Source organism: Photobacterium panuliri (assembly GCF_059920555.1).
Map to the genome: position 1 here is coordinate 3393907 of NZ_CP197192.1, position 13579 is coordinate 3407485.

General features: G+C 53.0%; 14 protein-coding genes and 1 other RNA gene. 7 read left to right on the top strand and 8 right to left on the bottom strand.

The genetic code is table 11. The features are described 5' to 3' along the window. Together ubiH and ACSF8X_RS15590 are read right to left on the bottom strand one after the other, a co-directional pair. A complete protein-coding gene (ubiH, locus tag ACSF8X_RS15585) occupies window positions 1–1188 on the bottom strand; it encodes a 2-octaprenyl-6-methoxyphenyl hydroxylase (protein ID WP_500850368.1) in 1188 nt (395 codons plus the stop codon). A gap of 30 nt (window positions 1189–1218) precedes the next feature. Further along, window positions 1219–1854: a UPF0149 family protein gene (locus ACSF8X_RS15590; protein WP_500850369.1), complete on the bottom strand. Its 636-nt coding sequence runs from the start codon at window positions 1852–1854 to the stop codon at window positions 1219–1221. Window positions 1855–2117: 263 nt separating this feature from the next. Here ACSF8X_RS15590 and zapA point away from each other — a divergent pair, with 263 nt between their 5' ends. From zapA to serA, 5 genes are all read left to right on the top strand, one after another. Then, on the top strand, window positions 2118–2420 hold the full coding sequence (zapA, locus tag ACSF8X_RS15595) for a cell division protein ZapA (protein ID WP_047878342.1): 303 nt from the start codon (window positions 2118–2120) through the stop codon (window positions 2418–2420). 7 nt (window positions 2421–2427) lie between these two features. Beyond that, window positions 2428–2610, top strand: a non-coding RNA gene (gene ssrS, locus ACSF8X_RS15600) — 6S RNA. 59 nt (window positions 2611–2669) lie between these two features. Then, the gene (locus ACSF8X_RS15605) at window positions 2670–3272 is read left to right on the top strand and encodes a 5-formyltetrahydrofolate cyclo-ligase (protein WP_500850370.1); all 603 of its coding nucleotides are present in this window, start codon (window positions 2670–2672) and stop codon (window positions 3270–3272) included. 179 nt (window positions 3273–3451) lie between these two features. After that, window positions 3452–4111 carry a ribose-5-phosphate isomerase RpiA gene (rpiA, locus tag ACSF8X_RS15610; RefSeq protein WP_047878344.1) on the top strand — a complete coding sequence of 220 codons (660 nt, stop codon included), beginning with the start codon at window positions 3452–3454 and terminating at the stop codon, window positions 4109–4111. 264 nt (window positions 4112–4375) lie between these two features. Next, window positions 4376–5614, top strand: a complete 1239-nt coding sequence (gene serA, locus ACSF8X_RS15615; protein ID WP_047878345.1) for a phosphoglycerate dehydrogenase — start codon at window positions 4376–4378, stop codon at window positions 5612–5614. Window positions 5615–5682: 68 nt separating this feature from the next. Here the strand turns inward: serA and ACSF8X_RS15620 are convergent, their stop codons facing one another. Then, on the bottom strand, window positions 5683–6381 hold the full coding sequence (locus tag ACSF8X_RS15620; protein ID WP_047878346.1) for an oxidative stress defense protein: 699 nt from the start codon (window positions 6379–6381) through the stop codon (window positions 5683–5685). 100 nt (window positions 6382–6481) lie between these two features. Beyond that, the gene (locus ACSF8X_RS15625) at window positions 6482–7378 is read right to left on the bottom strand and encodes a LysR family transcriptional regulator ArgP (RefSeq protein WP_500851197.1); all 897 of its coding nucleotides are present in this window, start codon (window positions 7376–7378) and stop codon (window positions 6482–6484) included. A 142-nt stretch (window positions 7379–7520) separates the two neighbouring features. Between ACSF8X_RS15625 and ACSF8X_RS15630 the strand changes: the two genes are divergently transcribed. After that, entirely contained in the window at window positions 7521–8153 is a 633-nt protein-coding gene (locus ACSF8X_RS15630; protein WP_500850371.1) for a LysE/ArgO family amino acid transporter, read from the top strand. Next, a complete protein-coding gene (locus ACSF8X_RS15635) occupies window positions 8143–8649 on the top strand; it encodes a YbaK/EbsC family protein (RefSeq protein ID WP_047878347.1) in 507 nt (168 codons plus the stop codon). The genes ACSF8X_RS15630 and ACSF8X_RS15635 overlap by 11 nt, the downstream gene beginning before the upstream one ends. A 66-nt stretch (window positions 8650–8715) precedes the next feature. Here ACSF8X_RS15635 and mscS read toward each other — a convergent pair whose 3' ends face one another. From mscS to epd, 4 genes are all read right to left on the bottom strand, one after another. Beyond that, the gene (gene mscS, locus ACSF8X_RS15640; protein ID WP_047878348.1) at window positions 8716–9612 is read right to left on the bottom strand and encodes a small-conductance mechanosensitive channel MscS; all 897 of its coding nucleotides are present in this window, start codon (window positions 9610–9612) and stop codon (window positions 8716–8718) included. 271 nt (window positions 9613–9883) lie between these two features. Beyond that, complete coding sequence (gene fbaA, locus ACSF8X_RS15645; RefSeq protein WP_047878349.1) at window positions 9884–10960, bottom strand: class II fructose-bisphosphate aldolase; 1077 nt, start codon at window positions 10958–10960, stop codon at window positions 9884–9886. Window positions 10961–11098: 138 nt separating this feature from the next. After that, window positions 11099–12262 (bottom strand): phosphoglycerate kinase, encoded by a 1164-nt coding sequence (locus ACSF8X_RS15650; protein WP_047878350.1) that lies wholly within the window; start codon window positions 12260–12262, stop codon window positions 11099–11101. A gap of 31 nt (window positions 12263–12293) precedes the next feature. Then, window positions 12294–13385 carry an erythrose-4-phosphate dehydrogenase gene (epd, locus tag ACSF8X_RS15655; protein ID WP_047878351.1) on the bottom strand — a complete coding sequence of 364 codons (1092 nt, stop codon included), beginning with the start codon at window positions 13383–13385 and terminating at the stop codon, window positions 12294–12296. Window positions 13386–13579: the final 194 nt, after the last annotated feature.

The following is a 13579-nucleotide window of genomic DNA, read 5'->3' on the forward strand; positions in this document are numbered from 1 at the left end:
TTATCGTTCTACCTGTCCCATAGCCCGACGCACCAGCGGGGCCTTACATACATCGCTCCATCCCATCGCAGCCAACCCTACATTGCGGCCGACGACAAAAGGGAGACTTTCATTGGCAAAAATCCCGACCAGTCCAGCCGTCATCATCACGGTGGCATCGCGATCCGGTGTCCGGCGCTGGCGGTAGCGGCTCAGTATCCGCTGATGACCGGCATCGAGCCCCTCGGCCGTTCCGCGCAGGATCTCCTCGGCAAGGCTCATGACATCGCGCAGCCCGAGGTTGAACCCCTGACCGGCAATCGGGTGAAGGGTCTGGGCTGCATTGCCTACCACCGCAGCCCGATGGGAAACCAGCCGCTGGGAGCAACGCAACAGCAACGGATAGGCATCTCGCCGCCCGGCTCTTTGCATACGGCCCAACCGCCAGCCAAACGCCTGCTGAAGGCGAGCCAGAAACGCCTCGTCGTCAAGGCCCATGATTTCGGCCTGCGACTCGGGGCGGATACACCATACCAGCGAACAGCGCCCCTCCGACATCGGCAGTAAAGCAACAGGGCCGTCAGGGGTAAAGCGCTCGAAAGCCCGTCCCTGGTGATGTTCGGCAGTCGTGACATTGGCAATCACCGCAATTTGCTGGAAGTCATGCTCATCGCGCCCGATCCCCAGCATCTCACAGCATCCCGACACGGCACCGTCGGCCGCCACCACCAGCGAGCAAGCCAACCGCTTGCCGCTGGCCAAGGTGAGGATGTTGCCCTCGAGATCCCGTTCAATGGCCTCGATGGTCTCCGGGCACAACAGGTCTATCGACTCGCGTTCAGCTAGTTGACGGTGAAACAGCTTGCCTGCATCAGCCAGCTCAATGACATAACCGAGTGCGTTGACAGCCTGTTCGCGGGCACCGATATGCAGCATACCGGCATGGCCACGGTCAGAAACATGGATATCCGAAATCGGAGTAGCCATATCGGACAACGCCTGCCAGCACCCAATCGAGGTCAGCAGTTCGGATGAACCAAGAGATAACGCTATACTGCGGGCATCATAGCCCGGGTGCTGGTCAAGACACGGCTCGACAGCCTCTACCACAGCGATTTTCAATCGACCGCCGCCCAACGTATCGAGCGCAATGGCCAAGGTTGCCCCGGCCATCGCCCCTCCAGCAATAACGACATCATACTGCTTCACGGTATGCCCTCTATCACATTCGCCCATAGATCAATGCAAGGTTGGCTTGCCGTCCTGTTCGTGCCCCGCCTCGTCGAGCTCGCCACGCTGGCTCAGACCAACCAAACACACTAGAACACATTCAGGGACGTAGGCCACAATATTGTCCAGCAGCATCGCCTGCTCTTCCATATCCTCGTCCTCGTCGATGCCCAACTGGGCGATCTCCTGCAGGGCGGCAATCGCCTCGGTCACGTCATCGGAGAGGGTCTCTTTGCGCATCCCCATCAGACCAAGGCCGGAGATGAAATTGGTCACCCATTCGCCCAGTGCCTCGCCACGCAACATGAGATCGGTATTTTCTGCCGGTAACAGCAGCGACACGGTGAACTCAATCTCGGCCAATTCAGACGCCGTCGAATTTAGCAAGGTGCTCAATACGCCCTGCAACTGGCTGGCTGCCGGATCAAACACCGAGCGCACAACCGCCTTGGCGCCGTCAGTCAGCGGCTCGCCCTGATTAGCATAATCGGCAACTGGCGCCAGCCAGTGCTCACCGTCTGTCGCCAGACCAGCGCAAATCATCCCGCTAAGCAGGCCGTGCAGCTCGGCTGGGTTGACCGCAAGCCCCTGTTCTTTCAGGAGCGGCTCAAGGGTTTCATAGGCCGGCAATGATAGTTCGCTCATGGCTGTTCACCTTTTCGTATAGAATTCGTTAGATTAACTGTTATGCTACCACTTATCAGAAACCAGCGTCACTTGGCTTTTCGAGTGACAGGCGCACGTTTGTGCCAAACTGGTTAATATCTGTTTAGTCAGACACAATTGATCGCAAAGCGTGAATAGGCGGCTTGCATGTTGCTAGGGCTTTTTCTATATTGGCTGTCTTAACGCGTATCGCAAGCGGAATGCCATATTGATCAATCTGGCACGGAGCAGATTAAACACTTATGAGTAACCAGGCAGTAGAAATTCAGGTTTTGGGCCGCAGCCTCAAGGTAAATTGTCCTGCGGGTCAAGAAGACGCCCTCAAAGCAGCGGCCGCTGACTTTGACCAGCGCCTGAAAGAGCTCGCAGATCGAACCCATATCAACAATACCGAGCAGCTACTGATCTTTACCGGTCTCAATATTTGCAACGAACTGCATAGCGAACGCCATGAACAACAGCGCAATGCTGATAAAATGTCCAATAGAATCAATGAAATGCAAGATTTATTGGAGAAAGCATTGCAATATCAGCCTGAGCGTTGATAATGAATTGACCCTGGGGTGTGCGTCAGCGGATTAACGTCCCCGAGCCGATAAGCAAAAACCCAGGATCTGCTTTTATTAGCTATTGAGCATGCTCGGCTCGTACCGAGAAGCCTACGGTTAATGTTGCAGGTCCACCTTGAACTCTGGTTCAAGGGCCAACTATTCGCAACGGCACCTTGGGGCACCTATTCCCAGTGGCACGCAGACAGTGCCTATCATCGAACCCACTCAGTCACCGGATGACCTATGAGAGCGACGATTCCCGCTGGAGTCACTCGCCAGCATATTCGCCAAACTATTCGTAAAACTCGACGCGCGCTCAGCACCTCTGAACAAAATCGTGCTGCCCAAGCCTTGCTTGCCCGCTGCCAAGTTTCCGATACCCTGAAACAAGCCCACCATATCGCCCTGTACCTAACCAACGATGGCGAACTGGATACCGAACCGCTGATCCACTGGTTATGGCAAGCCGGCAAACACGTTTACTTACCAGTGCTCCATCCCTTCAGCAAAGGCCATCTCCTATTCCTCGGCTACAGCCCCAATACCCCCATGGCACCCAACCGCTTCGGGATCGCCGAACCGGTGCTCGATATCCGCCGAGTTTGTCCGATTGCCAATCTCGATGTGGTCTGCACCCCGCTGGTCGCCTTCGATGCAAGGGGGCACCGTCTGGGAATGGGCGGCGGGTACTATGATCGGACCCTGTCACGCTGGCACCACCACCGTGAAGGCCCTCGCCCCATCGGCCTTGCCCATGATTGCCAGCAGGTCGCCTCCCTGCCCAGTCAGTCCTGGGATGTCCCGTTGCCGGAAATCATCACCCCCAGCCACCATTACTGTTGGTAGCCCAAAAGGCAAACGATTGGTATTTGGCAAAACATTGCATCGGGTAAGCCCATGTAAACAATAGAATTGTCTTGTTAATCTGAGGGTTGCGGCTTTATTGTGCCAGATAACGCCTGACGGCTGCGATGGATTTGGCTATAATCGGCGCTCCGCACAATGTCATCCACTAGGAGAAAAGCATGACACAAGATGAAATGAAGAAAGCCGCAGGCTGGGCTGCCTTAGAATACGTAACCAAAGGCAGTATTGTGGGGGTGGGCACCGGCTCAACCGTCAATCACTTCATCGACGCGCTGGCAACCCGTAAAGAGGAAATCAAGGGCGCCGTTTCAAGTTCTGTTGCATCTACCGAGCGCTTGGAAAAAATCGGTATTCCGGTCTTTGATGCCAACGAAGTCTCCAGCTTGGATATCTATGTTGATGGCGCTGACGAAATCAACGGCGACTTCGATATGATCAAAGGCGGCGGTGCGGCGCTGACCCGCGAGAAAATCGTGGCAGCCATTGCCAAGCAATTCATCTGCATCGTCGACAACACTAAGCAAGTTGACGTTTTGGGCCAGTTCCCATTGCCGGTCGAAGTCATCCCAATGGCTCGCTCATTTATCGGCCGCGAGCTGGTTAAGCTCGGTGGCGATCCGGTTTACCGCGAAGGCTGCATCACCGACAACGGCAACATCATCTTGGATGTCCACAACATGGCCATCACCGATGCGAAAGCCATGGAAGATGCGATCAATGCCCTACCTGGCGTCGTGACCGTCGGCCTGTTCGCCCACCGAGGTGCCGACGTCCTGCTGATGGGCACACCGGACGGCGTGAAAAAAATCGAAAAATAACGGATTCGCAACGCGGCTGTGCTGTTTCACCCAGCCTTCAGCCGCGAAATTCGTTACCAACTTTCAAAACGGCATAATATATGCCGTTTTTTTTTATCTATTCTGTAATATTCTTACCCATTTTGGTTGTTTTTTGATAACGTAATTCCAGAACAACCGAATATGGCGCATATGGCCAGCCCCGCACACAGGATACCTGCACCCGCATTTCCTGCCTCTGCCCCGCTTCCCCAGCGCTATCTATGTATTAAGGATGAGTACAAAATGGCTAAATATTCACTGGATAAAGACAAGATAAAAATTCTGCTGCTCGAAGGGGTCCACCCGTCGGCCATCGAGGTGCTGCAGCAGGCTGGCTACAGCAATATCGAATACCACAAAGGTTCCTTGTCCGGTGATGAACTGCTGACCGCGATTTCCGATGCCCACTTTGTCGGGATCCGCTCCCGCACCGAACTCACCGAGGAAGTCTTCAGCGCCGCCAAGAAACTCATTGCCGTGGGTTGCTTCTGCATCGGGACTAACCAGGTCAACCTCCGCGCGGCGGCCAAGCGCGGGATCCCGGTCTTCAATGCCCCGTTCTCAAATACCCGCAGCGTGGCCGAACTTGTACTGGGCGAAATCCTGCTGTTACTGCGCGGGATCCCCGAGAAAAATGCCAAGGCCCACCGGGGTGAATGGTTCAAGTCAGCCGATCACGCCTTCGAGGCCCGCGGCAAGCGGCTCGGGATCATCGGCTACGGCCATATCGGTACCCAACTCGGCATTCTGGCCGAAAACCTCGGGATGAAAGTCTACTACTACGACATCGAAAACAAGCTCTCGCTTGGCAATGCAACCCAACTGCCGCTGCTTACCGAGCTGCTCAACAAGTGTGATGTTGTCAGCCTCCATGTCCCGGAAACCCCTGACACCCAGAATATGATGGGGGCAGAGGAATTCGCCCGCATGAAGCCTGGCGCGATCTTCATCAACGCCGCCCGTGGTACCGTGGTTGACATCGACGCCCTGTGCAGCGCCCTTGAAAGCAACCATATTGCCGGTGCCGCCATTGATGTGTTCCCGGCAGAGCCCCAGACCAATAGCGATCCCTTTGAAACGCCGTTGGCAAAATTCGACAACGTACTGCTGACCCCGCACATCGGCGGTTCGACCCAGGAGGCTCAGGCAAATATCGGCATCGAGGTGGCAGGCAAGATGGCCAAGTACTCGGATAACGGCTCTACCCTGTCTGCGGTTGGCTTCCCGGAAGTGTCGCTGCCCGAGCACCGCAGCTGCTCGCGCCTGCTCCACATCCATGAGAACCGTCCAGGGATCCTCAACCAAATCACCACGATTTTTGCCGCCGACGGGATTAACATTGCCGCCCAGTACCTCCAGACAGGCCCTGAAATCGGCTATGTGGTTATCGATGTGGAAACTGTGCATGCCGATGCCGCCCTCAAAAAGCTCAAGGCGATCGATGGCACTATCCGTGCACGGATCCTGCACTCAGCACCGTAACATTGCCCCGATCCAAAAAAAGGAGAGCCTATCGGCTCTCCTTTTTGTTTTCGCTAGACTCGCGGCGACTATTCTTCCAGCTTGAAAATCACATCCACGCTGTCACGCACCGTGATCTGGGTGTCCTGGTAGCCAGCCGAATTCGCTGGTGCGGCATCCATCGCCATTCGCATCATTACCGGACGCGGGTTATGCGACTGGTAGGAAATCTGCCATACCCCATCGAGCTTTTGACCAAAGCCTTCCGCCAATGATTTGGCCTTAGTTTGGGCATCTTTGATAGCAGCCAGACGGGCCTGCTCCTGTACCGCCGACTCGTCGCTCACTTTCAGCTCGATATTATTGATCCGGTTAATACCATCGCCCAGCGCGCTGTCTAGGTAGGTATTGAGTTGGTCAAGCTGGCTGACGGTTACCGTCACGGTACGGGTCGCCCGGTATCCCTGAAGCTCGGGAGCCTTGTCCTTCGGGTAATGGTACTGCGGCTGAAGGCTGATATTGGCACTTTGGATCTGGCTGCGATCAAGCCCTTCCGCCAACAGGCGATCGACAAACGCTGTCACCGCCTTGTCGGCTGCCAGCTTGGCTTCCTTGGCGCTAGGGCGCATTTCGTCTACCGCCACCGAAAACACGGCCATATCAGGCTGGACGGTGATCTCACCGATCCCTGTCGTCTCCAAATGCGGCACATCGATATTGGCCGAAGCCATACCACTTGCGCCCATCATCCCCAACCCCAACATTACGGCAACTAACTGTTTTTTCATCGTGCTTTCCTATGTTTATTCGGAATATGGCTATTGGACAACAGCACATGACAAAAAATTCCCTAATCATAAAAATTTTTTGAACATCGTTTTATTAACACTATTGCGGAAGCACGTTCCGGGCAAATTCAGTCAGCTGCTGGGATAACTCGGACAATATCCCGCTCTCAAGAGCCCAATGGTGCCAGTACATCTGTCTCGTAAGCAAAAAGGAGGGGGTCACATTGATCAATATCCCTTCATCAAGCTCTCGCTGGATCTGAATACGCGGGATCAGGCAATAAGCAATCCCCTCTACCGCCATCCTTACGAATGCCTCCGAGGATCTTACCGTATGGGTCAAAACGCTTCCTGTCGGCAAATTAAAATGCTGGTGGACGAAGCGTTGGTGCAGATCATCATGCTGATCGAACGAGACCCCAGGCGCCAAACGTAACGCCTCGCGCGTCACCCCGGCGGAAAAATACTTGGCCGCAAAGGCCGGGCTGGCCACGCAGAGAAAATCGACCCGCCCGAGGTAATCAGCCATACAGCCAGGCAACGGGGCTGGCTCCATGCTAATCGCCCCGACCACCTCCCCGCTGCGGAGCTTGTCCAGCGTCCGCGTCTCGTCATCGACAACCAAGTCGAGCATCAGCCTTCTGCTCATCAGAAGGGGCTTGAGGGCAGGCAACAACCAGGTCGCCAAACTATCGGCGTTGGTCGCAATGGCCACTGACAACGGCTGGCTGCTATCGTCGGGGATCAGTTCAGGCAGCAGCTCCTGCTCAAGCAGGCGCACCCGACGGTAAAGCCCGAGCAGTTTTTTTCCTGCCGGCGTCGGAAGCGGTGGCTGACCGCGCACCAGCATCGGCTGTGCCATCAGCTTCTCTAGCTGCTTGATCCGCTGCGAGACAGCCGACTGGGTAATACAAAGACTGTCGGCCGCACGCTCGAATCCCCGCATTGCTACCACCGCATCCAGTGCCTCTATCCAACGGTAATCCAGTCCCCTCATCACCTCGCCTCCTGTTCGCCCCTCGGCACATTGTTATATTAGAAACACTAATATTATATAAATATTATTAGATTTACTTCATCAAGGCTCAGCGCCTATCCTTGGTTCATCACTTATTTCACGCCTTAAAGGATCTGCCTCTATGAGTATTTGGCCTTTGCTACAAGGATTCGGGCTCGGGGCATCGATGATCATTCCCATCGGAGCCCAGAATGCCTTTGTCCTCAACCAAGGGATAAAACGCAACCACCACCTGACAACCGCCACAGTCTGCAGTTTACTTGACACCTTTTTCATCAGCCTTGGCGTATTTGGCGGCGGTGCCGTACTGGCCAGCAACCAAACCCTGCTGACCGCCGTCACAGTCGGCGGAATCCTGTTCCTGTCATTCTACGGGCTACTGTCGCTACAAAGCGCTTTTCGTCCTGCCAGCGACGACCACCACAGCGCACCGATTTTCTCTCACGGCCGCCGAGCCGTGATCCTAGGCGCGCTGGCGGTCACTGTCCTCAACCCCCATGTCTACCTCGATACCGTGGTGATCCTCGGTTCAATCGGTGGCCAGTTCGAGGGCAGCGACCGTACCGCTTTTGCCGCAGGGACCATCATGGCCTCGTTCGTCTGGTTCTATACCCTGTCAATCGGCGCAGCGAAGCTTGCTCCCACATTATCAAAACCCAAGGTGAAACGCGGAATTGACCTAGCCGTTGCGGCTATGATGTTCGTGATCGCCAGCCATCTGGCACAAGGACTATGGAGCCAATATGCAGCCTGACAAACTCGATGAAATCTACCACGCCAACCTTGCCCTGTTTTCCCGAGCAGGCGTCAGCTACCAGCAATGGCAGCACGAGCCAATCCTCGACTTCGAAGCCGATGAACGGATAGGCAAGGCGCTCGGCTGGACTGCCGCCCCGACCAAGAGCCTGTTCATGAAAATCAAGGGCGGCGGCCACTGCCTGCTGCTAACCCACCGTGACAGCCGCCTCGACAGCAAGTTGGTCAAGCAGGTTCTGGGCAAACGGGTCTCCGTCTGTACCCATGACGAGATGATTTCGGCCATCGGCTGCGCGCCTGGGGCCGTCTGCCCGTTCGGGCTTCCTGACGATATCACCCTGCTAATCGACCCGGTGGTATATAGCTATCAGGACCTGATGTTTACCCCCGGCAAGCCTGATCACACCTTCGCTTTTGCCAGTGCTGATCTCAATCACCTATTGGCCGCCCTACCCAACCCGGTTCTGCCGCTGCCGACCGAGACTGAGGCCTAATTTCAGGCATAAAAAAATGGAGCCGATATGGCTCCATTTTTCCTTCAGGCCAGCGCCGCTGCGCTATCAGCCTTCGATTTTGTTCAAGTGAACGTCCATTTGCGGGAATGGGATCTCGATACCTTCTTGATCCAGCTCTTCTTTGATCGCCTGAAGCAGATCGAAGTAAACATCCCAATAGTCAGCCGTGTTCACCCAAGGGCGCACCACGAAATTCACTGATGAATCAGCAAGAGCAACCACACCCACGGTCGGTGCTGGATCTTTCAAGACACGCTCGTCAGCAGAGACAACACGCTCAAGAACCGCTTTCGTCTTCTTCAGGTCAGCCTTGTAAGACACACCGATAACGAAGTCGATACGGCGCGTAGCATGACGCGAGTAGTTAGTGATTGGACCGCCGATAACGGCCGAGTTAGGTACTACGACCATTTTGTTGTCTGTGGTTTTCAGGATAGTAGAGAACACCTGAATAGCCTCAACCAGACCGGCTACGCCGCCAACTTCCACGAAGTCACCAGACTTGAATGGACGGAATGCCACAATCAGAACACCTGCGGCGAAGTTAGACAGCGAACCTTGCAGCGCCAGGCCAACGGCCAAACCAGCGGCACCGATCACGGCAACCACAGAGGCAGTCTGCACGCCAACGCGGCTTAGAGCTGCAATCAATACGATGACAAACAGCAGGTAGCGAACCAGCGAATGCAGGAACTCCACCACGGCCTCGTCCATTTCTTTCTTGCGCAGCATTCTTGCCACGCCATTGGCAACGGCCTTGGTAACGATGTTACCAATAAACAGAATCAGCAGTGCCGCGACAATATTGACCGCGTATTGGATCAACAGGTCGTGGTTGTCTGCCAGCCAGTTCCCGGCGTTCAGCACGCCGTTCGTCAAATCATTGTCCTTGATAGTATCAACGACAGTTTCCGTTACGGTATTTGCAACGCTCTCACTCATACTTTTCTCACCCAGCTATTGTTATTTTCATTTCCGCTTATCACGGAAGCACTGATAATCATAGACTTAATTAAGTAATATACCTACCCGGGCCACCGCTGCGGCGGCTTACCGGCTAGAAGGCAGTATGCTACCGCCCATATTTCGCGCCGGATAATAACGTCACCGGCGAACAACACCAACAACTATTTGATACAGGTCACACCCCTATTTTGACCGATACAAAAAAGCCCGCTTTCGCGGGCTTTTAAATCAACACGTTAACTGTAAATTACAGTACGTCGATTGCGTTAAGGTCAGCAAATGCTTTCTCAAGACGCGCAACCATTGAAGACTGACCAGCACGTAGCCATACGCGTGGATCGTAGTACTTCTTGTTAGGAGCGCCTTCGCCAGTTGGGTTACCGATCTGGCCCTGTAGGTAATCGTGGTTTTCAGCTTCGTACTTACGGATACCGTCCCAAGTTGCCCACTGAGTATCAGTATCGATGTTCATCTTGATCACACCGTAGCTGATAGACTCTTTGATTTCAGCTTCAGTTGAACCTGAACCGCCGTGGAATACGAAGTTAAGCGCGTTTGGTGCAATACCGAACTTCTCAGAGCAGTACTTCTGAGAGTCACGCAGGATAGTTGGAGTCAGTACAACGTTACCAGCCTGGTAAACACCGTGTACGTTACCGAAAGAGGCAGCGATAGTGAAACGGTGGCTGATTGCGATTAGTTTCTCGTAAGCGTATGCAACGTCTTCTGGAGAAGTGTATAGCTCAGAAGAGTCCATGTCAGAGTTGTCAACGCCGTCTTCTTCGCCGCCAGTACAACCTAGTTCAAACTCAAGAGTCATGCCCATCTTTTCCATGCGCTCTAGGTACTTAGAACAGATTTCGATGTTCTCTTCTAGAGACTCTTCAGACAGGTCGATCATGTGAGAAGAGAATAGAGGCTTACCAGTTTGCGCGAAGTACTCTTCGCCAGCGTCTAGTAGACCGTCGATCCAAGGAAGTAGTTTCTTAGCAGCGTGGTCAGTGTGCAGGATTACTGGCACACCGTATGCTTCAGCAACAGCGTGTACGTATTTAGCACCCGCTACAGCACCAAGGATTTGTGCACCTTGACCTTCTAGTTTCACGCCCTTACCAGCGAAGAAACCTGCACCGCCGTTAGAGAACTGAACAACAACTGGTGCTTTTACTTTAGCAGCAGCTTCAAGTACACCGTTGATTGAGTCAGTGTTAACAACGTTAACCGCTGGCAGTGCAAAGTTGTTTTCTTTTGCTACTTCAAAAACTTTCTGTACGTCGTCGCCAGAAATAACACCAGGTTTTACGAAATCGAAGATCTTAGACATAACAATAGTCCTATTTGCCTTGTTGTCTGTATTAAAAGTAATTCTGTGCAATCGTTTGCTACTGGCCGCTATTTTACAAAAACACGACCCCATTCACAAACGATAAGTACGGGAGCCAACGGCTCCCGACTCATATAATTACGCTTTAGCGCGCTCTTCCAGCATAGCAACCGCTGGTAGAACCTTACCTTCTACGAACTCAAGGAACGCACCGCCACCAGTAGAGATGTAAGAAACATCTGCTTTGATACCGAACTTGTCGATAGCTGCTAGTGTGTCACCGCCGCCTGCAACAGAGAAGCCTGCTGATTCAGCGATAGCTTTAGAAATGCCTGCTGTACCCGCTTCGAAGTTCTTGAACTCGAATACGCCAACTGGGCCGTTCCAAAGAATAGTTTTTGCATTGCCGATGATTTCAGCCAGTGCCGCAGTTGAATCTGGGCCTAGGTCGAAGATCATGTCATCGTCTTGTACGTCAGCAACGTTCTTAATTTCTGCTTCTGCGTTCTCGTCGAATGCTTTTGCACAAGCAACGTCAGTTGCAACTGGGATAGAACACTCTTCCATCAGCTTCTGTGCAGTTTCGATTAGGTCAGCTTCGTACAGAGACTTACCTACGTTGTGGCCAGCAGCTGCGATAAAGGTGTTAGCGATACCGCCACCAACAACTAGCTGGTCAGCAACTTTAGACAGAGACTCAAGAACAGTCAGCTTAGTAGAAACCTTAGAGCCACCAACGATAGCAACAAGTGGACGCTGTGGGTTGTCCATTGCTTTGCCTAGTGCTTCTAGCTCTGCAGCTAGTAGAGGGCCAGCACAAGCAACTGGAGCGTGCATACCTACACCGTGAGTAGATGCCTGGGCGCGGTGAGCTGTACCGAATGCATCCATTACGAACACATCACACAGTGCTGCGTACTGCTTAGACAACTCTTCTTCGTTCTTCTTCTCGCCTTTGTTGAAGCGAACGTTTTCAAGAACAACTAGCTCACCAGCGTTCAGCTCTAGGCCGTTCAGGTAGTCTTTAGCCAGTTTAACTTCGCAATCAAGTGCGTCGTTCAGGTAGTTAACAACAGGCTGTAGAGAGAACTCTTCCGCGTACTCGCCTTCAGTTGGACGACCTAGGTGAGAAGTAACCATTACTTTCGCACCGGCTTCTAGACAAAGCTTGATGGTAGGTAGAGATGCAAGGATACGTGCATCTGAAGTTACTTTACCGTCTTTCACTGGCACGTTTAGGTCAGCACGGATAAATACGCGTTTACCAGCTAGGTCCAGATCAGTCATCTTGATTACAGACATGGTTTGTCCTCTCAACTTGTTAATTTAAAATTCAATTTTTAGTCAGCCCAGCGTCACTGCAAGGCTCGGTAATTCTTACTGCTTGTGTATCCGCCCTATCGACGGCATACATAGCCAACGCGGTGTCTAGCATTCGGTTGGCAAAACCCCATTCGTTATCGCACCAAACCAGCAATTTAACCAAGTGCTGGTTGCTCACCCTGGTCTGGGTACCGTCGACAATCGCACTGTGCGGGTCATGGTTGAAATCAACCGAGACCAGCGGGGCTTCGGTGTAATCTACTATGCCACTCAATGTACTACGAGATACAGCCGCTAAGGATTGATTTACGTCATTAACTTTCACGTTTGTCTTTACAGTAACGCTCAAATCCATCGCAGTAACGTTAATTGTCGGAACGCGCACGGAAATAGCTTCAAACTTGTCAGAAAATTTCGGAAAAATACGACCAATCCCCAAGTGTAGCTTAGTATCAACTGGGATTATTGACTGGCTGGCAGCGCGAGTACGGCGCAAATCGGAATGGTAGGCGTCAATGACCTGCTGGTCATTCATCGCCGAGTGGATCGTGGTAATCGTGCCGGACTCGATACCGAAGTTCTCGTCCAGAACCTTAATAACAGGGACAATACAGTTGGTGGTGCAAGAGCCATTAGACACTATTTTGTGTTCAGGCAGCAGCGTTTGGTGGTTGACGCCGTAAATAACGGTATTGTCGATATCTTTTGCAGCAGGATGGGAAAACAGAACTTTGCCGGCACCGGCCTTGAGATGGGCCTCGCCGTCAGCGCGGGAGCCATAGACACCGGTACAATCCAAGACGATATCGACCTCAAGATCATGCCACGGCAAGAGTGATATATCACTCTGATGCAAAATACGGACACTGTCGCGCTCGCCGTCATCATGACCAATAAACAGGTGTTCCTGATCATGGCTGACAGACTTGCAGAAGCGACCATGACAGGTGTCATACTGCAGAAGGTGAGCCATTGCTTCCGGCTCAGCCAACTCGTTGACTGCCACGATCTTCATTTGATGGCGTTTGCCGCTTTCATACAGGGCGCGAAGCACACTGCGTCCGATACGGCCAAATCCATTAATTGCGACTTTTAGTGTCATATCCGTGCTACAAAATTAATAAGCCGCGTTAGTGTATACCAAGCGCCAAGCAGAATCACGATAAATGTGACCCGCATCACCCAGACCACCAACACCAAATAAAAACAAAGACTTAGCCAGCAAAACCTTAACATCCAAGCTGTTTTTGCCGCCAATTCAGCTGTGAGTCAGATCCCACTTTCCATAAAAAAAGA

Excerpts from the sequence above, each read along its gene's own strand:
- ACSF8X_RS15635 (WP_047878347.1), top strand. The coding sequence starts at position 8,143 with ATGCAGCCTGACAAACTCGATGAAATCTACCACGCCAACCTTGCCCTG.
- mscS (WP_047878348.1), bottom strand. The coding sequence starts at position 9,612 with ATGAGTGAGAGCGTTGCAAATACCGTAACGGAAACTGTCGTTGATACT.
- ACSF8X_RS15630 (WP_500850371.1), top strand. The coding sequence starts at position 7,521 with ATGAGTATTTGGCCTTTGCTACAAGGATTCGGGCTCGGGGCATCGATG.
- ACSF8X_RS15605 (WP_500850370.1), top strand. The coding sequence starts at position 2,670 with ATGAGAGCGACGATTCCCGCTGGAGTCACTCGCCAGCATATTCGCCAA.
- rpiA (WP_047878344.1), top strand. The coding sequence starts at position 3,452 with ATGACACAAGATGAAATGAAGAAAGCCGCAGGCTGGGCTGCCTTAGAA.
- zapA (WP_047878342.1), top strand. The coding sequence starts at position 2,118 with ATGAGTAACCAGGCAGTAGAAATTCAGGTTTTGGGCCGCAGCCTCAAG.
- serA (WP_047878345.1), top strand. The coding sequence starts at position 4,376 with ATGGCTAAATATTCACTGGATAAAGACAAGATAAAAATTCTGCTGCTC.
- ACSF8X_RS15590 (WP_500850369.1), bottom strand. The coding sequence starts at position 1,854 with ATGAGCGAACTATCATTGCCGGCCTATGAAACCCTTGAGCCGCTCCTG.
- fbaA (WP_047878349.1), bottom strand. The coding sequence starts at position 10,960 with ATGTCTAAGATCTTCGATTTCGTAAAACCTGGTGTTATTTCTGGCGAC.
- ACSF8X_RS15650 (WP_047878350.1), bottom strand. The coding sequence starts at position 12,262 with ATGTCTGTAATCAAGATGACTGATCTGGACCTAGCTGGTAAACGCGTA.
- ACSF8X_RS15620 (WP_047878346.1), bottom strand. The coding sequence starts at position 6,381 with ATGAAAAAACAGTTAGTTGCCGTAATGTTGGGGTTGGGGATGATGGGC.
- epd (WP_047878351.1), bottom strand. The coding sequence starts at position 13,385 with ATGACACTAAAAGTCGCAATTAATGGATTTGGCCGTATCGGACGCAGT.
- ACSF8X_RS15625 (WP_500851197.1), bottom strand. The coding sequence starts at position 7,378 with ATGAGGGGACTGGATTACCGTTGGATAGAGGCACTGGATGCGGTGGTA.